This is a genomic window from Rhodoferax sp. XS2R6, from assembly GCF_056521365.1.
This window is the reverse complement of the sequence record NZ_JBWMAY010000001.1, coordinates 1,146,491-1,168,166: the sequence shown is the minus strand read 5'-3', so window position 1 is coordinate 1,168,166 and position 21,676 is coordinate 1,146,491. Positions and strand designations below refer to the sequence as shown.

The 21,676-nt window shown below is 63.4% G+C and carries 23 protein-coding genes and 1 riboswitch; of the genes, 19 read left to right on the top strand and 4 right to left on the bottom strand.

Annotated features, from left to right (window positions below; all coding sequences use genetic code 11):
- Positions 1 to 49 precede the first annotated feature (49 nt).
- The 12 genes from AC097A_RS05635 to AC097A_RS05580 all read left to right on the top strand — a co-directional run bounded on the left by AC097A_RS05635 (position 50) and on the right by AC097A_RS05580 (position 9,678).
- Positions 50 to 739 (top strand): hypothetical protein, encoded by a 690-nt coding sequence (locus AC097A_RS05635; RefSeq protein WP_479620073.1) that lies wholly within the window; start codon positions 50 to 52, stop codon positions 737 to 739.
- A 101-nt stretch (positions 740 to 840) separates the two neighbouring features.
- Positions 841 to 1,614: a MipA/OmpV family protein gene (locus AC097A_RS05630; RefSeq protein ID WP_105261351.1), complete on the top strand. Its 774-nt coding sequence runs from the start codon at positions 841 to 843 to the stop codon at positions 1,612 to 1,614.
- A gap of 108 nt (positions 1,615 to 1,722) precedes the next feature.
- Entirely contained in the window at positions 1,723 to 2,205 is a 483-nt protein-coding gene (locus tag AC097A_RS05625) for a Spy/CpxP family protein refolding chaperone (protein WP_479620072.1), read from the top strand.
- 5 nt (positions 2,206 to 2,210) lie between these two features.
- Positions 2,211 to 2,510 (top strand): hypothetical protein, encoded by a 300-nt coding sequence (locus tag AC097A_RS05620; RefSeq protein WP_105261349.1) that lies wholly within the window; start codon positions 2,211 to 2,213, stop codon positions 2,508 to 2,510.
- 8 nt (positions 2,511 to 2,518) lie between these two features.
- Complete coding sequence (locus AC097A_RS05615) at positions 2,519 to 3,214, top strand: response regulator transcription factor (protein WP_479620071.1); 696 nt, start codon at positions 2,519 to 2,521, stop codon at positions 3,212 to 3,214.
- Positions 3,211 to 4,581 (top strand): sensor histidine kinase, encoded by a 1,371-nt coding sequence (locus tag AC097A_RS05610; protein WP_479620070.1) that lies wholly within the window; start codon positions 3,211 to 3,213, stop codon positions 4,579 to 4,581. Before AC097A_RS05615 ends, AC097A_RS05610 begins: the two co-directional genes overlap by 4 nt.
- Before the next feature lie 69 nt (positions 4,582 to 4,650).
- A complete protein-coding gene (locus tag AC097A_RS05605; RefSeq protein ID WP_315478923.1) occupies positions 4,651 to 5,061 on the top strand; it encodes a PCC domain-containing protein in 411 nt (136 codons plus the stop codon).
- Between the two features lie 128 nt (positions 5,062 to 5,189).
- Entirely contained in the window at positions 5,190 to 5,858 is a 669-nt protein-coding gene (locus tag AC097A_RS05600) for a hypothetical protein (protein WP_479620069.1), read from the top strand.
- Positions 5,851 to 6,540: a hypothetical protein gene (locus AC097A_RS05595; RefSeq protein WP_479620068.1), complete on the top strand. Its 690-nt coding sequence runs from the start codon at positions 5,851 to 5,853 to the stop codon at positions 6,538 to 6,540. Before AC097A_RS05600 ends, AC097A_RS05595 begins: the two co-directional genes overlap by 8 nt.
- Positions 6,541 to 6,589: 49 nt before the next feature.
- Entirely contained in the window at positions 6,590 to 7,867 is a 1,278-nt protein-coding gene (gene murA / locus AC097A_RS05590) for a UDP-N-acetylglucosamine 1-carboxyvinyltransferase (protein ID WP_479620067.1), read from the top strand.
- Between the two features lie 71 nt (positions 7,868 to 7,938).
- On the top strand, positions 7,939 to 8,979 hold the full coding sequence (locus AC097A_RS05585; protein WP_479620066.1) for a histone deacetylase family protein: 1,041 nt from the start codon (positions 7,939 to 7,941) through the stop codon (positions 8,977 to 8,979).
- Positions 8,980 to 9,027: 48 nt separating this feature from the next.
- On the top strand, positions 9,028 to 9,678 hold the full coding sequence (locus AC097A_RS05580) for a hypothetical protein (RefSeq protein WP_479620065.1): 651 nt from the start codon (positions 9,028 to 9,030) through the stop codon (positions 9,676 to 9,678).
- Positions 9,679 to 9,699: 21 nt separating this feature from the next.
- On the opposite strand, the gene AC097A_RS05575 is transcribed toward AC097A_RS05580, so the two are convergent.
- Together AC097A_RS05575 and AC097A_RS05570 are read right to left on the bottom strand one after the other, a co-directional pair.
- On the bottom strand, positions 9,700 to 10,893 hold the full coding sequence (locus tag AC097A_RS05575) for an MFS transporter (protein ID WP_479620064.1): 1,194 nt from the start codon (positions 10,891 to 10,893) through the stop codon (positions 9,700 to 9,702).
- Complete coding sequence (locus AC097A_RS05570) at positions 10,890 to 11,723, bottom strand: HAD-IIB family hydrolase (protein ID WP_479620063.1); 834 nt, start codon at positions 11,721 to 11,723, stop codon at positions 10,890 to 10,892. Before AC097A_RS05570 ends, AC097A_RS05575 begins: the two co-directional genes overlap by 4 nt.
- Before the next feature lie 60 nt (positions 11,724 to 11,783).
- Here AC097A_RS05570 and AC097A_RS05565 point away from each other — a divergent pair, with 60 nt between their 5' ends.
- Complete coding sequence (locus AC097A_RS05565) at positions 11,784 to 12,146, top strand: hypothetical protein (RefSeq protein WP_479620062.1); 363 nt, start codon at positions 11,784 to 11,786, stop codon at positions 12,144 to 12,146.
- A gap of 24 nt (positions 12,147 to 12,170) precedes the next feature.
- Here AC097A_RS05565 and AC097A_RS05560 read toward each other — a convergent pair whose 3' ends face one another.
- Positions 12,171 to 13,802 carry a peptide chain release factor 3 gene (locus tag AC097A_RS05560; RefSeq protein WP_315478914.1) on the bottom strand — a complete coding sequence of 544 codons (1,632 nt, stop codon included), beginning with the start codon at positions 13,800 to 13,802 and terminating at the stop codon, positions 12,171 to 12,173.
- 146 nt (positions 13,803 to 13,948) lie between these two features.
- Between AC097A_RS05560 and AC097A_RS05555 the strand changes: the two genes are divergently transcribed.
- From AC097A_RS05555 to metF, 5 genes are all read left to right on the top strand, one after another.
- Positions 13,949 to 14,227, top strand: coding sequence for a hypothetical protein (locus tag AC097A_RS05555; protein WP_105261337.1), 279 nt, complete (start codon positions 13,949 to 13,951; stop codon positions 14,225 to 14,227).
- A gap of 30 nt (positions 14,228 to 14,257) precedes the next feature.
- Positions 14,258 to 15,298 (top strand): substrate-binding domain-containing protein, encoded by a 1,041-nt coding sequence (locus tag AC097A_RS05550; protein WP_479620061.1) that lies wholly within the window; start codon positions 14,258 to 14,260, stop codon positions 15,296 to 15,298.
- 63 nt (positions 15,299 to 15,361) lie between these two features.
- Positions 15,362 to 15,469, top strand: a riboswitch (S-adenosyl-L-homocysteine riboswitch).
- Positions 15,470 to 15,545: 76 nt separating this feature from the next.
- The gene (gene ahcY / locus AC097A_RS05545; RefSeq protein WP_479620060.1) at positions 15,546 to 17,069 is read left to right on the top strand and encodes an adenosylhomocysteinase; all 1,524 of its coding nucleotides are present in this window, start codon (positions 15,546 to 15,548) and stop codon (positions 17,067 to 17,069) included.
- A gap of 12 nt (positions 17,070 to 17,081) precedes the next feature.
- Positions 17,082 to 17,969, top strand: a complete 888-nt coding sequence (locus tag AC097A_RS05540; RefSeq protein ID WP_479620059.1) for a TlyA family RNA methyltransferase — start codon at positions 17,082 to 17,084, stop codon at positions 17,967 to 17,969.
- A 40-nt stretch (positions 17,970 to 18,009) separates the two neighbouring features.
- Positions 18,010 to 18,858, top strand: coding sequence for a methylenetetrahydrofolate reductase [NAD(P)H] (metF, locus tag AC097A_RS05535; RefSeq protein WP_479620058.1), 849 nt, complete (start codon positions 18,010 to 18,012; stop codon positions 18,856 to 18,858).
- Positions 18,859 to 18,979: 121 nt separating this feature from the next.
- On the opposite strand, the gene AC097A_RS05530 is transcribed toward metF, so the two are convergent.
- Positions 18,980 to 19,870 (bottom strand): 23S rRNA (adenine(2030)-N(6))-methyltransferase RlmJ, encoded by an 891-nt coding sequence (locus tag AC097A_RS05530; protein ID WP_315493780.1) that lies wholly within the window; start codon positions 19,868 to 19,870, stop codon positions 18,980 to 18,982.
- Between the two features lie 107 nt (positions 19,871 to 19,977).
- Here AC097A_RS05530 and AC097A_RS05525 point away from each other — a divergent pair, with 107 nt between their 5' ends.
- A complete protein-coding gene (locus AC097A_RS05525; protein WP_479620057.1) occupies positions 19,978 to 21,639 on the top strand; it encodes a serine/threonine protein kinase in 1,662 nt (553 codons plus the stop codon).
- Positions 21,640 to 21,676 lie beyond the last annotated feature (37 nt).

Sequence of the window (21,676 nt, the reverse complement as noted above, 5' to 3'; positions counted from 1 at the left end):
GCGGGCCTGCCTAAACTGGTTTTCGTTGGAACACAAAGAAGGAGTCCTCATGACGCACACACCCAAAGTACTCAAACAGTGGGCCTTGCTGGCCGTGGCTTGCGGCGCGCTGGCCGCCGTTACCGTGGGGGCGCAGACTACCAGCACCGCCACAACGTCCGCCACCAAACCCGCAGCAGACAGCAGCGCACTGAGCAAGCTGATTGCCCAATACACCCCATGGGCGGGTTCCAAGGAAAATGCGAAGTCTTTGGTGCAGGGGTTGAATACGGGTTCGTCTGTCACGCTCAGTGGCACGGGTAGTGGTACCCCCAGCACGTTCACCCCGGCCACTAGCAAGCTGGGTGTGGGGGAGGTGGGTATTGCCCTGTCCTTGGCCAAGGCGTCCCTGGCGCAGCAGGGCATCACCAATCCGACGCCTGCGCAGCTCAGTGCGGCGCTTAACGGTGGTGTCATCACGTCCAGTACCTCCACCACCAGTGTGGCGGGCGTGCTGACGCAGCGGCAAGAGGGCAGTGGCTGGGGGCAGATTGCCCAGTCGGTGGGGGTGAAGCTGGGCTCAGTGGTCAGTGCTAGCAAAACAGACAAATCCAATGCTGGTGCCAAACAGTCTGCCCACACGAGCAAGGCCGAGCAGTCCCAGAAGAGTGAACACGCGCACCACAGCGGGGCAAGTGCTTCGGGCCGGTCTGGCCAGGGTGGGGGCAACTCTGGCGGTGGCGGGGGCGGTAAAAAGTAAGCCCGTGACATAAACCGAAACAAAGCGAAACGGGTCTGACACCCGGTGGGGCGGTAGCACCCCCACCATCGGCGTTTCACTTTTTTCAAAAGGTTTCTGCGATGTACTTCCGTGTATCTGCCCTGTCCCTTTCTGCGTTGGCTGCGGCCAGCGCTGCTTGCATGGGTGCCGCCCATGCCCAACAGGCGCCCAAAGACGGTGGGCGTGTCGGTCTGGTCGCGCTCGGCGGCTATGAATACCAGGGCTCCGACGAAACGCGCACCCTGGTGCTGCCCACGCTGGACTACACCTGGGCCAACGGCTGGTTTGCCGGAGTCAACGGTGTGGGGCGCCAGTGGAAGTCGGGGGACAACCTGCAGTACGGCCTCAAGCTGGGTTATGACATGGGGCGTGAGGAAGGGCGCAGCACAGCACTGCGGGGCTTGGGCAATGTGGATGCCAGTGCGGAGTTGGGCGGCTTTGCCCGCTATGCCCTGGGTAATGGCTTGGCCGTCAAGACCAGCCTGCGTGCGGGCTCCGGCGTAGACAGCAAGGGTGCGCTCTGGGACCTGGGGCTGGAATACGGCCAAGCCCTGGGGGCGAGCTGGCGCCTGGGTAGCGAACTGACGGCCACCTATGCCAATGCCGACTACCTGCAGTCCTACTTTGGCGTCACGGCCAAGCAGGCGCAGGCCAGCGGCTACGCGGTGTACACCCCGTCAGCCGGTCTGCGTGATGTGAGTGCACGGGTCTCGCTCACCTACCTGATCAGCCCACAGTGGTCACTGACGGGCGGGCTGCGCCATACCCAGTTGCTGGGCGATGCCAAGGACGGCCCCATGGTGCGCAAGACCAGCGCCAACACGGCCCTGCTGGCCCTGAACTACGCCTTCTGAGCGACATAAACCGAAACAAAGCGATACCGCCCTGACACCCTGTGTCAGGCCCCCCGCGGCACCATTGCGGTCATGTTCAACCCGTCCTGTGGGACACGAAAGACCGCCATGACACACTTCTCCCGCATCAGCCTGAAACGCACTTTGCTTGGGGCCCTGACCGCCACCGTGCTGGTGGGGGGGCTAAGCGCCTGCGCAGGCAACCGCCACGAATACGGCGCCAACATGAGCGCCGAACAATACGCCCAGAAGCGCGACAAGATGGTGGACAAGGCCGCCAGCAAGCTGGACTTGAACACGGACCAGAAAAAGCGCCTGAGCGTGCTGGGCGACAAGTTGTTTGAGCAGCGCACCGCGCTCATCGGCCAGACCAAGAATCCCCGTGTCGAAATGCAGGCCCTGGTGGCTGGCGAGAAGTTTGACGCTGTACGTGCCCAGGCCCTTATCAACGAAAAAACCACCGCCCTGCAGGCCAAGAGCCCCGAAGTCATTGCCGCGCTGGCCGACTTCTACAATAGCCTGAACCCGGTGCAGCAGCAAAAGGTACGCGATTACATGGACGGTCGTGGTCACTGGTTCAGCCGCGGGTAAGCGCCATGGCCACGGCAGCTTTGAACGCCATCGCCGCGCCGCTGCGCGCTTATGGTCCCGTTGTGTTTGAAGGCTACGAGGAGCCCCATGCCGAACTCATGGCACTGGTGTGGGGCCCACGCTTTGACCGGGAGCACGCCCACAGCCTGCTGGAGCGCCGCCCCGGCTACGTGCCGCAGGTGTTGCAGGCCGTGCGGCAGGCGGCCGACCAGTTTGACCGTTTGCCCGAGGCCGAGCGGCAGCGCCTGCGCACCCTGATCCTGCGCCACCGCAGCCGGTGGGACAATGCGCAGGCCGCCCACTAGCTCTCTTTATGCACCGCATCCTGCTGATTGACGACGACACCCAACTCGGTGGCCCGCTGGCCGCGTACTTTGCGCGCTTTGACATGGCGCTGGAGTGCGCCTTGCGCCCCAGTGAGGGGCTGGCGCGCCTGCAACAGGGGGGCATCGACGCCGCCATCTTGGACGTGATGCTGCCCGAGATGGATGGTTTTGCGCTGTGCCGCGCCATCCGCAAAGACAGCGACATCCCCATCGTCATGCTCACCGCGCGGGGCGAGGTGATGGACCGCGTGGTGGGGCTGGAGCTGGGGGCAGACGACTACGTGCCCAAACCCTTCGAGCCCCGTGAGCTGGTGGCTCGCGTGCAAACCGTGCTGCGCCGCCGCGTGCCCGTGGTTGCCAAGCCCGTGCTGCCGGATGCCAACACACTGCTGTTTGACGGCCTGCAGGTTAACGCCACCACACGCACCGTGCTGTGCCTGGGCGAGGCGGTAGACCTCACCAGCACCGAGTTCGATTTACTCTTGCTGCTGGCGCGTGCGCCCGGCAAGGTGTTCAGCCGCGACGACATCCTCAATCAGCTGCGCGGTCATGAGGCCGAGCTCTACACCCGCGCGGTGGACATTGTGGTGAGCCGCCTGCGCAAAAAGCTGGAGCCGCTGGACTGCATCAAGACCCTGCGCAACGCAGGCTACACCCTGGCGCTGGCCAGCAGCGCCGCATGAAATTCCAGGGCCTCAAGTTTTGTGTCATGGCGCACCGCCGTGCCAAACACGCGCTGGGGCACTCGCTGCGCGTGAAGTTGGTAGCCCTGTTTGTGGTGTTGGCGCTCACCATGGCGGCCGCTTTTACCTTTGGCATGCAGGCTGCCATTGGGGCCAGTTGGCGCGCCGTGGCCAAACCCCTGCTCACCGATTACGTGGATCGCCTGGCCGCCGATATTGGCAGTCCACCCAGCACCGAGCGGGCCTTGGCCTTGACCGAGCGCCTGCCCCTGAGCATCCGCATCAGCGGCCCGCAACTCAACTGGCGCAGCCACCCGCAGGAGCCCGAGCGCGACTGGATGTACGACGACCACGGCCCCAGGGATGAATACAAATTTTTCCAGCGCACCACGGCCGATGGACACCGCGTCCAGTTTGGAATCAGTGTGGAAGCCTGGAACCAAAAGCCCCGCTTCATCGGCTGGGTCACTCTGGCCACCTTGCTGCTGCTGACCTGGGTGGCCTACAAGTGGGTGCGCCGCATGCTGCGCCCGCTGGACGACATTCGTGCTGGCGCGCTGCGCTTTGGCGCGGGCAACTTTGCCCAAAACATCCCGGTGCGCCACGCCCACCGGCCCGACGAACTGGGCGAGCTGGCCGCCACCATCAACACCATGGGCGCTGACATCCACCAAATGCTGGAAGCCAAGCGCACCCTCTTGCTGGCCATCAGCCACGAGTTGCGCAGCCCGCTCACCCGCGCGCGCCTCAACACTGAACTGCTGCCCGAAACCACCGAACTGCAACCCAACCGCGAAGCCCTGTTGCGCGACCTGGCCCTGATGCGCGACCTGGTGACCGACCTGCTGGAGAGCGAACGCCTGGCCAGCCCGCATGCCGCCCTGCACCGCGAGCCGGTGGACCTGCCCGCGCTGGTGTGCGATGTGGTGTGCGAGCTGCAGAGTGCGCATGCCCAGCCCGATGGTGCGGGTGTCTCTCACATCGACACCGCACTACCCGCCGCCTTGCCCCCGCTGCCGCTGGACCCCACCCGCATGCGCCTGCTGGTGCGCAACCTGCTGGACAACGCCTTGCGCCACAGCAGCGGCGCCAGTGCCGCGCCGCGCGTTGAGGTGCAGCCGCTGGCAGACGGCGCGCTGCAAATTGCCGTGCGCGACTTCGGCCCCGGCGTGGCCGAGGACCAGCTCCCCAACCTGGGCCAGCCCTTCTTCCGCCCCGACGCCGCCCGTACCCGCGAAGGCGGCGGCGTCGGCCTGGGCCTCTACCTGTGCCGCCTGGTCGCCCAGGCGCATGGCGGCAGCTTCGCCGTGCGCAATGCGCGGCCGGGGCTGGAAATTGTGGTGGTTTTGCCAGCGCACAAGGTCTGATTTGCTATGTTTTATATAGCTGCTTGCGCAATATCTGCGTTGGCTAGAGGCTGATTTAACATGGAATCCATGAAAACCTTCCCTATCCGCCTCACCCCCGGCCAAGACCTGCGCGCGGCACTAGAGGCCGCGGTCCAAAGCCAAAACTGCCGCGCCGCCTTTGTGTTGTCCGGCATCGGCAGCCTGTCCACGGCGGGTATCCGTCTCGCGGGTGCAGAGCAGCCCACGCGACTGATGGAGAGCATGGAAATCCTCACCTTGTCGGGCACGGTGGCGGTGAACGGTGACAAGACCGCCTCTCACATGCACATGGCCATTTCCACCGCCACGGGGCAGGTGCTCGGCGGGCATGTGGCGCCGGGCTGCATTGTGCTCACCACCGCCGAGGTGCTGCTGGCCCTATTGCCCGACTGGCAATTCACCCGCGAACCGGACGCACACACCGGGTATGACGAGCTGGTGATTCGGTCGCGAAGCTGAATCGCTCCATTTTTGATAGCTGCTTGCGCAGATACTGCCGAGGCTAGAGGTTAATTTGACCCACAACTTGCCTTCACTTGGTAATTCATTTACATTCAATATTCGCGATTCACGAATATTGAATGTAAATGCAGCTCAAACCCCAAGATTTCCTGGTTGCCCTCAAGCTGGTGGCTTGGGGTGAGCAGCGCTGGACGTATGCGCGGCTGGCGCTGGAGTTGGGCGTTAGCGTGTCTGAGGCACATGCCTGTATCAAGCGGGGGCTGCAGGCGGGGTTGTTGGTCGATGCTGCTTTGCTGATTCCGCCGCCGGAGGCCGCAGCAGGCGTACAAGAGGCTGCTGCGGTTTATCGCGTTCAGGCAAGGCCCCGTCGGGCCAAAGCGGCTTCTGATGACAGCGCGGGCAGCGCGGATAACCCGGCCCGGGTACATAGCCGCAACTTGGCCGAGTTCGCCGTGCACGGGGCCAAGTATGCGTTTCCCGCCGACAGGTTGCCCGTTTCAGTGGGCGTGCCCACCAGCCACAGCGCGCCGGCGTTTTCAGGGGTGTTTGCCCCGGGTTCTGACGATTGGGTGTGGCCACACCCCAATGGTTCGGTACGTGGGCAGGGACTGGAGCCTTTGCATCCCAGCGTGCCTTTTGCAGCGACACAAGATGCCAAGCTCTACGAAATGCTGGCCTTGTTTGATGCATTGCGCGTAGGCCGTGCCCGCGAGCGGGGCATGGCCCTCAAGCGGCTGCCGCTGTTGATTTATCCCGACGGGCCCAAGCCCGCAGAGAGGCCCGTGTATGGCTAACCCAAACATTGAGTTGCTCGCATCCATTGCAAATGCGATGGGCGCGTTGCGTGAAAAGGTGGTGTTTGTTGGTGGCTGCGCAACTGGGCTGCTGATAACCCAGCCGATCGTTGCGGATGCACGGGCCACCGAGGATGTGGACGCCATCGTGGAAGTGGCCTCACTGGTGGGGTACCACGCACTTGCCTGGCAACTGATGGCCTTGGGCTTCAAGCAAACCATGGCCGACAACACGCCGCCATTCCGGTGGTACTGGAACGGCATGCAACTGGACTTGGTGCCACTGGACGAGAAGGTGCTTGGTTTTGCCAACCGCTGGTACAAGCCCGGGTTTGAAGCGGCGACCACCGCGACCTTGCCGTCCGGCTTGCAACTGCGGCATCTCTCGGCGCCGTACTTTATGGCGACCAAGCTGGAGGCTTTTAAAGACCGGGGGAACAATGACGTCTACTTGAGCCATGATCTGGAGGACGTTATTTCTGTCGTCGACGGTCGCGATGAATTGACGGACGAGTTGAAATCTGCGCCAGCCGATGTGCGGAGTTTTGTAGCATCTACCTTTCGTGAGCTTTTGAAGCATCCTGATTTCACCAACGTATTGCCCGGCATCGTTTCGCAGAGTGCTCGCACCGGCTTGGTGCTGCAGCGGTTTATGAACATTGCCGCTGGCTTGGCCGTTTAAGCCGAGCGAACAACGCATTCCATCTAATCAATCACATATCTCCTAATCCATGTCCACATTCGAAATTGAAGGCGGCGTGCCCCTGCGGGGCACCATCCGCGCCTCTGGCAACAAGAACGCCATCCTGCCCATGATTGCGGCCTGCATCCTGACCGACCAAGAGGTGGTGCTGGACAACGTGCCTGACATCATTGACGTGCGCCACATGCTGGACGTGATCGTCGAGATTGGTGGCAAGGTGGAGCGCAGCGGGGAGCGCGTGAGCATCCATGTGGCCAGCGTGCGTACCAACGAGATCGGCCAGGTGCTGTGCAACAAGGTGCGCACCTCTATCCTCTGTGTGGCGGGCCTGCTGCACCGCACTGGCAAGGCGCGCCTGCACCCGCCCGGGGGCGACGTGATTGGCCGCCGCCGGCTGGACACGCACTTCTATGGCCTGCAGAAGCTGGGCGCCAAGGTGGCGATTGATGGCACGTACGACTTTGAAGTGCCCGGTGCGCTCACGGGCGCGGAGCTGTTCTTCGACGAGCCTTCCGTCACCGGCACTGAACACATCCTCATGGCCGCCGCCGTGAGCCGTGGCCACACGCTGATCCGCAACGCGGCCTGCGAGCCGCATGTGCAAGATCTGGCGCACCTGCTCAACGCCATGGGCGCCAAGATCACCGGCATCGGCACCAACCAGCTCAGCGTGGACGGCGTGGAGTCGCTGCGCGGCACCAGCTACACCGTGTGCCATGACCACATCGAGGCCGCGTCCTACCTGGCGCTGGCTGCGGCCACCGGCGGCGAGATCACGGTGGAGGGGACTGACAAACACGCTTACGGCATGTGCCACCGCGTGTTCGAAACCCTGGGCGTGAAGATCGATCTGCACGACAAACACATCTTCCTCTCCGGCAACCAGAGCCTGCGTGTGACGCGCGAGTTCGACGGTGCCATGCCGGTGATTGGCGACGGCCCCTGGCCGCAGTTCGCCACCGACCAGATGAGCTGCATGATCACGCTGGCCACGCAGGTGGAGGGCAATGTGCTGTTTTTTGAGAAGATGTTTGAGTCGCGCCTGTACTTTGTCGACAAACTCATCGCCATGGGCGCCGCCGCCGTGGTGTGCGACCCGCACCGCGTGGTCATCAGCGGGCGCAGCAAGCTGCGCGGCACCACGCTGCCTTCTCCCGACATCCGTGCTGGCATGGCGCTGCTGGGCGCGGCCCTGTGCGCCAGCGGCAAGTCCACGCTGCAAAATGCCAACATGATCCAGCGCGGCTACGAAAAGCTGGACGAAAAGCTGTTGGCGTTGGGTGCCCGCATCACCCAAAAGGCCTGAAGTTTGCTATATAAAACGTAGCAGCTTGCGCAATATCCATATGGGATAGATCCCTGTTTAATGCCTAAACCATGAAAACCTTCTACAACCACCTGCACGCCCAGCACCAGGGCAAGGTCGAAATGTTCCGCGGTGCGCTGGTGCCGTGTTTTGAAGTGCCGGCGCGCGCCGACCATGTGCTGGCTGAGCTGAATCGCTGCCAACTGGGCACGGTGGTAAACCCGCAGGCGTTTGACGACAGCGCACTCACCGCCATCCACAGCCCGCGCTACCTGAACTTTCTGGCCACGGCCTGGGACCAGTGGGTGGCGCTGGACCCGGCCAACGCCGACAAGGACATCTTGCCTTCGGTCTGGCCCACGCGCACTTTCCGCACCGACATCGAGCCCGAGAATTTCTCGGCCAAGGTGGGCCTGTATTCCTACGACGCGGGTTCGCCCTTCACCAGCGGCACCTGGGTGGCGGCGCGTGCGGGTGCCCATTGCGCGCTGAGTGCGGCGCAGGCGCTGCTGGACGGCGACCGTGCCGCGTTTGCGCTGAGCCGTCCACCGGGCCACCACGCGGGCGCAGACTTTTTTGGTGGTTACTGCTTCCTGAATAACGCCGCGCTGGCTGCACAGCATCTGCGCAACGCAGGCATGCAGAAGGTGGCTGTGCTCGATGTGGACTACCACCACGGCAACGGCACGCAGGCCATCTTTTATGACCGGCCCGATGTGTTCTTTGCCAGCCTGCACGGCGACCCGCGCACCGAGTACCCCTTCTACCTGGGCCATGCCGACGAAACCGGGCAGGGCGCGGGGCTGGGTGCCAACCTGAACCTGCCGCTGCCACGTGGCACCAACTACGCCACCTGGGCGCAGGCGCTGGACACTTCGCTGGCGGCTATCGCCAAGTTTGGTGCCGAGGCGCTGGTGGTCTCGCTGGGCATGGACACGTTTGAGGGCGACCCGATCTCGGGCTTCACGCTCAAGAGTGACGATTACCTGCGCGTGGGCGAACGCCTGGCGCGTGCTGGCCTGCCCACGGCCTTTGTTTTTGAGGGGGGGTATGCGGTGGAAGAAGTGGGCATCAACGCTGTGAATGTGCTGCAGGGTTTTACCGCCGCTTAACAATTTCCCCCGCACCGGCTTGGCCGGGTGCGACTAAGCTCCCATTCCATGATCCGAATTTCTACGCTACCGGCGCACCTGAGTGCCGGGCTCCGTCGCTGGTTGTTGGCCGGTCTGCTGGGCACCCTGGTGGCCTGCGCTGCAATGCCCGCGCTGGTCAATGCCGACGACGGCTATACCGAACGCCTGGTCACCGAGTTCGCCCCTTGGGTGGGCAGCCCGCAGGACACCGAGAGGTTGGTGCAGAGCCTGCAAAGCGGCCAGGCGCTCGACCCCATTGGCGCGGCCAGCGGAGTGCCCGCCACCGGGGCGCTGGGGTATGGCGAAACGCGGCTGGCGCTCAAGCTGGCGCAAGCCACCCTGGCGCAAGAAGGTGTGACCCAGCCAAGTGGCGCGCAAATCCAGGCCGCTTTGCATGGAGGCACCTTGGACACGGTCAACGGCCCCAAGGCGCTGCCCGGCGTGCTGCCGCAGCGCGCCCAGGGCGTGAGCTGGGGGGCGATGGCACAAAGCGCGGGCATGTCGGTGGAAGACCTGATACCGCCCAAATCGGCCGCTCCCAAGAAGGTCGCCGTCCGCAAATCGGCCAAAGCCAAGAAGAAGCTTGCTGGCAAACAAGCTGCCAAAACGGGCGCGAAGACGGCGACCAAGAAGGCCGCCACAGCGCGCAAACCTGCCCCCAAAAAGTCCAGCAAATAGTGCCCGGTGGCGCGTCGGTCGTTAAAACGTGCCGCTGCGCCGGGTGCGCAAAAGGGCTACCAAACCGATAGCTGCTACCGCAATCAACACCAACGGAAATCCCGTACTGGGCGACCAGTCGATGAGCGCGCCGGACAAGGCCGACGCCACCAACCCGCCCAGCGTGTAGTTCAGCACCAGCACCGCGGTGCTGTTCACCAGTGTGATGCCTTGCTCGCGTGCGCCAATGTCCGTCATGCTGAGCGTATAGAGGCTGCTGCCCGCCGCGCCTAATACAAAAACGATGGGCCACGCCAGCCACTGCAGCTGTGCCACCAGCGGCAGCCCGCAGGCAGCCAGCAGTGCGATGGCCACACACATCACCATGAGCGTGCGTCGCCCGCGAACCTTGTCGGTGAAACGATCGGCCACCATACCCACCGGAATGGCAATCAGCGTGCTGCCCAGGCCACTGACCGAGATCAACAGCGCTGCGGCCGCCGCGCCCAAGCCGATAGCCAGGCCATACAGCGGCAGGATGGAGGCCAGACCCAGCTCAAAAAAGCCACCAATAAATCCAGCCAACATGATGATGGGATGGCTGCGTACCGCCTGCCACAGGCCTGCCAGTCCGACGCGCGCGTGGGCCGATTCGGCATGGGGCGGCACCACGGGAATCAGCGCGGTCCACGCCAGACCGATGCAGAGCAGGGCAATGACCAGCCCCAGCGCCGCGTGGCCGCCGGACCCCACCCAGGCCAGCAAGGTGGGCCCGATGATGAAGGTGGCACCCACCATGGTGGCGTAGATGCCGATGTAACGGCCCAGCCGGTCGGAAGGGGAGAACTCGGCAATAAACGCTTCGGCCAGCACCCAGCGCAGCCCACCGGACACACCTGCCAGCAGCTCCAACGCAAACCACAGCCACAGCGCGTCGGTGGTCAAAAAGCCAATGGCCGCCAGCAGCGGCGCGGCCGACGCAAACCACATGGTGGTACGCTGGCCCCAGCGTTTGGTGAGCGCAGAGGCAAATGGGGTGACGATAAAAATGCCCAGCCAGGTGGTGGCCGCAAACAGGCCCGCCACGGTGGTGGACACCTCGCGCTCTTTCAGTAGCACCAGCATCAGCGGCGAGAGCATGAACACGCCCGACAGTTGGAACAACGTGGAGCCAAACACGCTGAGCAGGCCTTTGGTGGAGCCTGTCGACGCGCGACGAACCTGCGCCTGAGTCATAGGCCGCGCCCCTGCAAAATCGCCCGCGCCACTTCGGCAAAACCAGCGCCGCGCTCGGCCGCGGCCACATAACGCGGCAGGTGGGCCAACTGCGGCACAAAACGCGCGATGTTGGCCACGCCCACGCTGTGGGTGAAGTGTTCAAACATGGCCTGGTCGTTGCCCGAGTCGCCTACAAACACCCAGCGGTCCAGTTCAGCGGACAAGTCACGCCCCAGCAGTTCGCGTGTTATCCAGCAGGCGCCCTGCCACTTGTTGAAGTTGCCAAAACAGCCGTGGATGTGGATGCTGCTTACCGTGGTCTGCATGCCCGCGCGTTGCAGCACGGCCAGCACCTGCTGCACCGTGTCGGGCGACAGACGGGCGAATTCGGCGTAGTCAAACGCCAGGTCGGTTTCGCGCCCGGCGCTGTCGCGGCTCAGTTGCACGCCAGGCACTTCGGCCATCACCTGCGCGGCAATGGCCTGCATGTGGGCCTGGTTGGCGGTGCGCGTGACTGCATCCTGTTGATATAGTTTTGATAGCGGCTCGCGCAGATTCGACGGGGGGTGCAGGTCTTTTTGATGCACAAACGCCACCGCCCCATTTTCCGCCACCATGGCATCCACGGGCCAAGCGGGGCCCTGGGTGCCGGCCATAAAGGGTTCGCACCAGCCGATGGGCCGCCCGGTGATAGGAATCACGATCAATCCCGCAGCCTTGAGGTCGGCCAGCGCCTGCAGTGCGTCCGCAGTGATGGCGCCGTCGGTGGTCAGCGTGTCGTCAATGTCAGTGAATACTCCCACCAGGTTGCGGCGGGTATCTTCGGGCCAGTGGGTCAGGGCTTGCATGTGGCGGTTCGGTATGCTGCGGCTTTTGCGCGCAAAGGCGCCATTGTCCGGGAGTTGGTCATGCAGCGTTGGGTCATCATGGGGTTGTCATTGTGGCTGCTGGCCGGGGGCGCTGCCGCGCAGACGCGCGGCGACCAAGCCTTTACCTGCCAGCGTGCCGCCAGCAAGATTGATGGGCTCATCGAAGACTGGCATGCCATGGTGCTGGAGTACAAGGCCGAGGCCAAGAACCCCTCGGTGCTGCAGATGTGGGCCGAGCACCGCAAGGGCCGGCTCAAAACCAACTTCCAGAAGCATTGCAACCGCCAGTGGGCCTCCCACCAGGCCATCTTTGTCTGCTTCAGCGGCTCGGTCACCGAGCTCGGCCTGGCGCTGTGCCACCAGGCCGACACCAACCCCAACGGTTGGCAGTACACCCCCTAGCCGGCGCGGGCGCTGGCCAGTGGCTTAGCCCGCGCTTTGCAGCGCCAGGCCCGCGTGTTCGCGTAGCGGGTGGAAGTGGATCTTGGGAAAGCGCTCCTGCGCCAGGCGCACGTCGTAGGGGCTGGTGCACAGGTAGGCCAGGGTGTCGGCTGCGTCCTTGGCCATGCGCTGGGGGTAGGCATAGACAAACTCGCGCAGCTCGGCCGGCGTGTCAGCCGTGATCCAGCGTGCGCCGGTGTACTGGCTGCCTTCCAGGCGAATGTCGGCGTCGTACTCGGCCTTGAGGCGGTGCTGCACCACTTCAAACTGCAGTTGACCCACAGCGCCCAACAGCATGTTGCCGCCCATCTCGGGGCGGAACACCTGGATGGCACCTTCCTCACCTAACTGGGCCAGGCCCTGTTGTAGTTGTTTGGTGCGCAGCGGGTTTTTCAGCACCACGGTCATGAACATTTCGGGCGCAAAGAAGGGCAGGCCGGTGTACATCAGGTTCACGCTGCCGTCGGTAATCGTGTCGCCCAGCTGCACGCCGCCGTGGGTGGTAAAGCCCACGATGTCACCCGCGTAGGCCTCTTCCACCGCCTCACGGCGCTGACTCATGAAGGTCACCACTGAGGTGGGGCGCAGTTCCTTGGCGGTGCGCATCACCTTGAGCTTCATGCCGGGCGTGTATTTGCCGCTGGCCATGCGCACAAAGGCGATGCGGTCGCGGTGGTTGGCGTCCATATTGGCCTGCACCTTGAACACCACGCCGCTAAAGGCTTCGTCTTCAGGTTGCACCTCTTTCACCACGGGCTGGCGGTTCACCAGTGTGGTGCTGGTGCGGCTCTGCGGGCTGGGTGCCAGGTCCACCAGGGCGTCCAGCACTTCCATCACGCCAAAGTTGTTCACGCCGGAGCCAAAGAACACGGGGGTTTGTTTGCCAGCCAAGAAGGCCTCCAGGTCCCAGGCTGGGGAGGCGCCGGTGGCCAGCTCCATGCTTTCCATGGCCGTGGTCCACTCGTGGCCAAAACGTTGGGCCAGCGAATCGGCGTCGTTCAGGGGCACGGCGTCAAAGTCTTGCGGGCGGCGCTCGCTGCCCGACTCAAACACCGTCATGGCCTGGGTGCGCAAATTGATGATGCCGCCAAACAGCTTGCCCTGGCCCACGGGCCAGGTCATGGGCACGCAAGGCATGCCCAGTTCACGTTCAATCTCGTCCAGGATGTCCAGCGGCTCGCGCACTTCGCGGTCCATTTTGTTCACAAAGGTGATGATGGGCGTATCGCGTTGGCGGCACACCTCGATCAGCCGGCGGGTCTGCGCTTCCACGCCGTTGGCCGCGTCAATCACCATCAGCGCCGAGTCCACGGCGGTCAGCACGCGGTAGGTATCTTCCGAGAAGTCTTTGTGGCCGGGCGTGTCCAGCAGGTTCACCACATGGTCGCGGTAGGCCATTTGCATGACGGACGAGGCGACCGAAATGCCGCGTTGCTTTTCAATCTCCATCCAGTCGGACGTGGCGTGGCGGCTGGCCTTGCGCGCCTTCACCGAACCGGCGATCTGGATCGCACCCGAGAACAGCAGCAGCTTTTCGGTCAGCGTGGTTTTACCGGCGTCCGGGTGGGAAATGATGGCGAACGTGCGGCGACGGCGCGTCTCGGCGAGAAAAGTCATGAAGGGGGAGGGCTGCAAGCAGCGGCTGGGGCAAAGGGGTGGATTTTAGGGCCGATGCGCCAAGGTGGGGATCTGGCAAGATCCGCAGGCACCGCCCGTGGCCCTGGGAAGCCTGAGGGGGTGTTCACCAACCGAGGAGACGGGACATGCGCAGATCACTGGGGTGCACGCTGCTGCAATCGCTGCTGTGGGGGCTTGCCGCCCTTGGCGCCGCGGGCGGCCTTGCCGTGGCCTGGCTGGCCTGCATGCGGGCACAGCTCCCGTACAGCGAAACGGGCAGCTATCTGGACGGCGATGTGGTGTTGCATGAACAGGCCGTTGCCGGGTACGCCCTGGTGGCGCTGGGCCTCCTGGGCGCATCCTGCGGGGCCGCGTGGTTGGCACACCGCTTGCGCCGCAAACGTGCTGCAGGGCGCTGCTTTTGAACGGGCCACGTAGGCATCTACACTCCCGCCATGCAAAAAAGCGGTGGCACAACGAATATCAAGCAACTGGCGCAGGCCTTGGGCCTGTCCACTTCCACGGTCAGCCGCGCCTTGAATGGCTACACCGATGTGAACGAGCAGACCCGTCAGCGCGTGCAGGACATGGCCACCGCGCTGGGCTATCGGCCCGATGCCGGTGCACGCCGCCTGGTGCGTGGCAACACCGATGCGGTAGGCATTGTGTATTCCGCTGCGGTGGAGAACCTGGGCAACCCGCAGTTTCTGGACATGGCTGATGGCCTGGGCGAACGCCTGGAGCGCGATCACCTGGATCTGCTGCTGGCTGTCGCCAAGAACGAAACCGAGCTGGAAATCTACGAGCGCCTGTTCCGTGGTGGGCGGGTGGACGCGGTCATCGTGCCCAACACACGTGTGCAGGACCCGCGCATCGACTACCTGCGGGACAAGGGCTACCCCTTTGTTGGCTACGGCCGCACCGCCGAGTGTGCAGACTACTCCTGGCTGGACTTTGACAACGACATGGGCAGCCGCCTGGCGGTGGAGCATTTGCTGGCGCTGGGTCACACGCGTATTGCCTATGTGCATGCGCCGCTGGCGCTGAACTTTGCCTTCCAGCGCCACCGGGGTTTTATGACTGCGCTGGGCGCGGCGGGTGTGGCTTGCCCAGCGGATTACTGTATTGGTGGGGTGAATGACCGGCGCAGCGGCCTGCAAGCCGTGGCCAAGGTGCTGGCCCTCTCGCCGCGGCCGACCGCGGTGCTCGTGGACAACAACCTGGGGGGCGTGGGCCTGATCCGGGGGCTCATCGACGCCGGCATGCGCGTGGGGCAAGACATTTCGGTGGTGGTGCATGGCGACATCCCGCAGGACACCCTGCTCACCGGGCTGGACGTGACCACCGTGACCCAGCCCACCCCGCAGACCACGGGTATGGCCCTAGCCGAGATGGTGATGCAGGTGCTGCGCGCGCCGCAAGATGGGCCCTACCAGCGGCTGCGCTTGCCCGCCTTGCAGCTGGGCAGCAGCACGGGTTCTGTGCCCATTGCCTGAAAATTTCTTGGCGCTTTGTCCCAGCGGGGTACTGCGGCAATCCGCAAAGCGCTAAAATCGCCCACTTCCGAGGAGCGTTGCAGCTTGCCCGGTGCCCGTCGCGGCACAGCAAGTGAGGCTCGGAAAACACGGTGCGCCCTGCACTGTGCCCCCCAACGGCGCTCACCCACTGGTTTGTGTGCGGTGAGTTTGGCTTCTCAAATCCCCGCCCGCCAGTGCTTATTCACATGAACTTTTGGAGTGAACCATGAGCGCTGCTAAATCCGTCAAGGCTGCCAAGCCCGTTGCCAAACCTGCTGTCACCAAGGCTGTGACCAAATCGGCGGCACCTGCCGCTGCGGCGAAGGCCGAAGACTTCAAGATCGCCGATATCAGCCTGGCTGCCTGGGGCCGCAAAGAGCTGACCATCGCCGAGACCGAAATGCCCGGCCTAATGGCCATCCGCGAAGAATTCGCCAAGGCCCAGCCCCTGAAGGGCGCGCGTATCACCGGCTCGCTGCACATGACCATCCAGACCGGTGTGCTGATTGAAACGCTGAAGTCCCTGGGCGCCGATGTGCGTTGGGCTTCGTGCAACATCTTCTCCACACAAGACCACGCCGCCGCCGCGATTGCCGCCACCGGCACGCCGGTGTTTGCCGTCAAGGGTGAGACGCTGGAAGACTACTGGGATTACACCCACCGCATTTTTGAATTCAACGGCAAGAAGGGCACCGCGGCTGAAGGCCCCAACATGATCCTAGACGACGGTGGTGATGCCACCTTGCTGATGCACCTGGGCGCCCGCGCCGAGAAGGACATCAAGGTGCTGGCCAAACCCGGCAGCCACGAAGAAATTTGCCTGTTCAACAGCATCAAGGCCAAGCTGAAAGTGGACCCCACCTGGTACAGCCGCCGCCTGAAGAACATCATGGGCGTGACCGAAGAAACCACCACCGGCGTGATGCGCCTGGAAGAAATGTCCGCCAAGGGTACGCTGGCCCTGCGCGCCATCAACGTGAACGACTCGGTGACCAAGAGCAAGTTCGACAACCTGTACGGCTGCCGCGAATCCCTGGTGGACGGCATCAAGCGCGCTACCGACGTGATGATCGCCGGCAAGGTGGCTGTGGTGGCGGGTTACGGCGACGTGGGCAAGGGCTCCGCCCAGGCCCTGCGCGCGCTGTCTGCCCAAGTGTGGGTGACCGAGATCGACCCCATCAACGCCCTGCAGGCCGCGATGGAAGGTTACAAGGTCGTGACCATGGAATACGCCGCCGACAAGGCCGATATTTTCGTGACCACCACCGGCAACAAAAACGTCATCAACTACAAGCACATGGAGGCCATGAAGGACCAGGCCATCGTGTCCAACATCGGTCACTTTGACAATGAAATCGACGTCGCTTCGCTGGAAAAGCTGAAGTGGGAAGAGATCAAGCCCCAAGTGGACCACGTGATCTTCCCCGCCAAGGGCAAGAAGCCCGCCAAGCGCATCATCCTGCTGGCCAAGGGCCGTCTGGTGAACCTGGGTTGCGGCACCGGCCACCCCAGCTTCGTGATGTCGTCCAGCTTTGCGAACCAGACGATCGCCCAGATCGAACTGTTCACCAAGCCCAAGGAATACAAGGTTGGCAAGGTCTACGTGCTGCCCAAGCACCTGGACGAAAAAGTGGCCCGTTTGCACCTGAAGAAGGTGGGCGCCATGCTGACCGAGCTGACCGACGAGCAAGCTTCGTACATCGGCGTCTCCAAAGCCGGCCCGTACAAAAAAGACACTTACCGCTACTAAGCCAAGGATTCCATGCGTATAGACCAACTGCTGGTACAGCGCGGGCTGGCCAGCACCCGCTCGCAGGCCCAACGCCTGATCGCCGATGGCGTGCAATGGCAAAAGATGGAAGTGGGCGGGCAGGTCTGGAAACGCGTGGTCAAAAATGGCGACGACGTGCCCGAGGACGCTGCCATCGAGCTGCTGGACGACTCCGAGGCACGTTATGTGTCGCGGGGTGGCCTGAAGCTGGAGGCAGCCCTCAAACACGTGGGCCTGTCAGTGGAGGGCCTGCGTTGCCTGGACGTGGGGCAGAGCACCGGTGGTTTCACCGACTGCCTGCTGCAAGCCGGCGCCGCTGCAGTGGTGGGGGTGGATGTGGGCAGTGCCCAGTTGCACCCCAGCCTGCGCGAGGATGCGCGTGTTCTGTGCGTGGAGAGTGTCAATGCCCGCACCCTGTCTGCTGCAGATTTGATAGCTGCTTACGCAGACAGTACGGGGGCTGAAGGCCAATTTGATGTAGAAGAAGACGGCCCAACCTTCGAAGGGTTTGACGGCTCCGACGACAGCCGCGAGGAGGCCGAGCTGGCCACCTTGCCGCCAGAATTCGCGCCACCGTTTGACCTGCTGGTGGCCGACCTGTCCTTCATCTCGCAAACCTTGGTACTGCCCGCGGCCGTGCCTTTGTTGCGCGAGGGTGGCACCCTGCTGACCCTGGTGAAGCCGCAGTTTGAACTGCAGCCTGGCCAGGTGGGCAAGGGTGGCATTGTCAAAGACCCGGCCATGTACGCCATCGTCGAGCAGCGCCTGCGCGAGGCCTGTGCCGAACTGGACCTGACGGTCACCGCGTGGTTCGACTCGCCCATTGAGGGTGGCGATGGCAACCGCGAATTTTTCATTTGCGCCCGCAAGGCGGGCTGAACACATCCCCGCCCGCGGGGCGGGTGAGACGGAGATGCTGATGTTGACCAACGACCGAATTCCCCTGAGCCTGGAATTCTTCCCTCCGAAAACGCCCGAAGGCGCGGAAAAGCTGCGTGGTGTGCGCCAGCAGCTCTACACGCTCCAACCCGAGTTCTGCTCGGTCACCTTTGGTGCGGGTGGATCTACGCAAGAGGGCACCTTCAACGCGGTGCGTGAGATCCTGGCCGAAGGCGTGAGCGCGGCCTCGCACTTCTCGTGCATTGGCGCCACCAAAGACACCGTGCGTGCCCAACTGGCCACACTCAAGGCCATGGGCGTGAAGCGCCTAGTGGCCCTGCGTGGTGACCTGCCCAGCGGTTATGGCGCGGGCGGCGAGTTCCACTACGCCAGTGACCTCGTAGCCTTTATCCGGGGCGAGACCGGTGACGACTTCCACATTGAAGTGGCGGCCTACCCCGAAGTGCATCCGCAGGCCAAGTCGCCGGCCCATGACCTGCAGGCCTTTGCCGCCAAGGTCAAAGCTGGCGCCAACTCGGCGATCACCCAGTATTTCTACAACTCTGACGCCTACTTCCGCTTTGTGGAAGAGGTGGATGCGCTGGGGCTGGAGGTGCCGGTGGTGCCCGGCATCATGCCGATCACCAGCTCCACGCAGCTGATGCGCTTCTCGGACGCCTCCGGTGCCGAGATCCCGCGCTGGATTCGCCTGCGCCTGCAAAGTTATGGCGACGATGTGGCGTCCATCAAGGCCTTTGGGCTGGAAGTGGTCACCGACTTGTGTGAACAACTGCGTGCCGGTGGGGCGCCTGCGTTGCACTTTTACACGATGAACCAGAGCGCGGCCACCTTGGCGCTGTGCGCAAACCTAGGGCTGTCAGCCAGCTGAGATTTGCGTACGCCGCTGGGGCGTATTGCCGGGCGGCTCATACTGCCGGGCGCGCAGAAATCGCCGCCCGACAACACACCCCATCGGCTCAAGTCGTGTGTCGGAGTTTGCTTTAATTGCCCTAACCCGCAGAATCCAGCGTAAAGGCTGCGTTGCTGTCTTGTCCCAGTAGTTCCACCATCTGGGGCAAGGCATCCTTGAGTTGGGCCTTCAGTGTGTGGGGCGGGTTGATCAGGAACATGCCACTGGCTGGCAGACCAGGGCGTACCACTTCACCCTGCGCGTCCTGGGTCAGCTTGCTGGACTTGACCGTCAGCGTGGCATGCAGCCAGGACTTGCCGGCCTTGTTGGCCATGGTTTTCAGGCGTTTGGGCAGGTCGTGTGCTTCGGGTCGCGGAATGATCGGGTACCAGACTGCGTAAGTGCCGGTGGCAAAACGCAGCAGCGCGTCCGCCACCATGTCGAGCACACGGCCGTAGTCGTTTTTCACTTCGTAGCTGGGGTCGCACAGCACCAACGCACGGCGTGATGGTGGCGGCAGAAACTTCTTGAGCCCTTCAAACCCGTCTTCGCGCAAGATGGCCACTTGGCGGCCCGCTTCCAGCTGGGCCACGTTGGCAGTCAGGGTTTTGGTGTCGGTGGGGTGCAGCTCGTAGAGTTTGAGCTTGTCACGCTCGCGCAGCAGGCTCTGGATGATGAAGGGAGAGCCGGGGTAGACGCTCCAGTGGTCGGTGCTGTTGAAGCCGGCCACCATGTCCACATAGTCTTGCAAGGCGGGGGCAAATGGTTGTTTGGGCTTGGTGGCTACCAGTTTCAAAAAGCCTTCGGCAGCTTCTTCACTAGTTTTGGCGTAATCACCGTCCAGGCGGTACAGGCCCGCACCTGCATGTGTGTCGAACACATTCAAGGCGGTGTCTTTCTGCGTCATATGGCGCAGCACTGCCAGCAGGACGGTGTGTTTAAGGACGTCGGCATGGTTGCCGGCGTGAAAGGCGTGGCGGTAACTGAACATCCCCTATGATACCCACGCAGGGCACCCACGCTACAGGCGTATTCGTTGGACACAGGGGCCCGCAAGTTCCGCAAGGCTTCGTGCCGCGATCTCTACACAGTTACAGAATGCGTGAAAGTACATCCCCGCCCAATACGTCTGCCGTGCCTCCTTTGGGGCATGTAGACGCGTTGCCGTCTGGTGCCATGCTGGGCGAATTTGAAGTTCAGTCACTGTTGGGCGTAGGCGGATTTGGCATGGTGTACCGAGGGTATGACCACACCCTGCACCGGCCTGTGGCTATCAAAGAGTACATGCCATCGGCGCTGGTTGGGCGTGATGCCAGCCTGGCGCTCACGGCCCGCTCTACTGCCGACGACCAGCCCTTTCAGAGCGGCCTGCAGTCTTTTATCGACGAGGCGCGCTTGCTGGCGCGTTTTGAGCACCCCTCGCTGGTCAAGGTATACCGTTTCTGGGAGGCCAATAACACCGCCTACATGGCCATGCCTCTCTACGAGGGCGTCACGCTCAAGGAGGCTAGGCGCCGCATGAGTGGCCCGCCGCCTGAGGCTTGGCTGCGCCAGGTGCTGTGGTCGGTGCTGGAGGCGCTGCGGGTTCTGCATGACAACGCGATGCTGCACCGTGATGTGTCTCCCGACAATATTTTCTTGCAGGATGTGGGGCCACCGGTGTTGCTGGACCTGGGCGCGGCCCGGCGTGCCATTCTTGACAGTAGCCACAAACATACAGCCATTCTGAAGGTCAATTACGCCCCGATCGAGCAATATGCCGATGCGCCCGACCTGCGGGAGGGACCCTGGACCGACTTGTACGCCCTGGCCGCGGTGGTGCATGGCTGTGTTTGCAATGAGTCACCCTTGCCGGCTACCTTTCGGGTGGTGCGCGACCGCATGCCACCCTTTGCCCAAGTCGCGCAGACCGCACAAACGCACTTTGGTCAGGCCTATGCGCCCGAATTTGTGCGTGCTGTTGCCCATGCGCTGGCTATAGAGCCCGACCACCGCCCGCAAAGTGTGGACGCGTTTGCCGAGGAAATGCAGCTGTTGTCGCCCTCGGACATGGCACGCTTTGATTGGCGGGAGGCCCTGGGCACGGGCGTGACGCTGGAAACTGACGTGCCGCCAGTCGTCACGCACACCACGGCCTTGTTGACCACCCAACCAGCCCCGCAGCCGCGCACCCAGTCTCTGGGGGCCAAGCGCAGCCGCGGGGAAGGGCGCGATAGCAAGGCCAGCCGTGCATCGCCTCGCAAACGCGCTTCCGCCGAACGCAAAAACCGGCCTTCAGCCTCCGCCCGCTGGGTGGGCTGGGGGGTGTTTGTTGTCGTTGTAGTTTTGCTGCTGGTTAGCGCTTACATGGCCTTGCGCAAGCCCTCGGCCACCTTGGAGCAGGCGCCGCCCGCCGTGGCGACCCGTGCGCCGGTCCTGGTGGAGGACGCCGCGCTGGTCGCAGCCAGCGCCCCGGTAGTCAGTCCGGCCCCGGCCGTCCCTAAGCCGGTGGTCCCGAAAGTGCCTCCATCTGCGCTGGAAAAGCCTGTGCCGGCCGTGCCGATCAGGCCTTCCCGCGCAGAGGCAAAACCCGCCGCAGGGCCCGTGTCGACCCCTGTTGCCCCCGTGGCTCCGGTTGAGCTTTGCTTGAATGCCAGTGTGTGGACTCGCAGCATGTGCGTCTACCAGGAGTGCCAAAAGTCAGAGTACGCGCAGCTGCCTGTGTGCATTGCTGACCGCAAGCGCTGGGAGAGCCAAAACAACAAGGCGCAGAGCCCCTGACACAGGAAATTTGGATTTCCCAGCACTTTTTGTATAA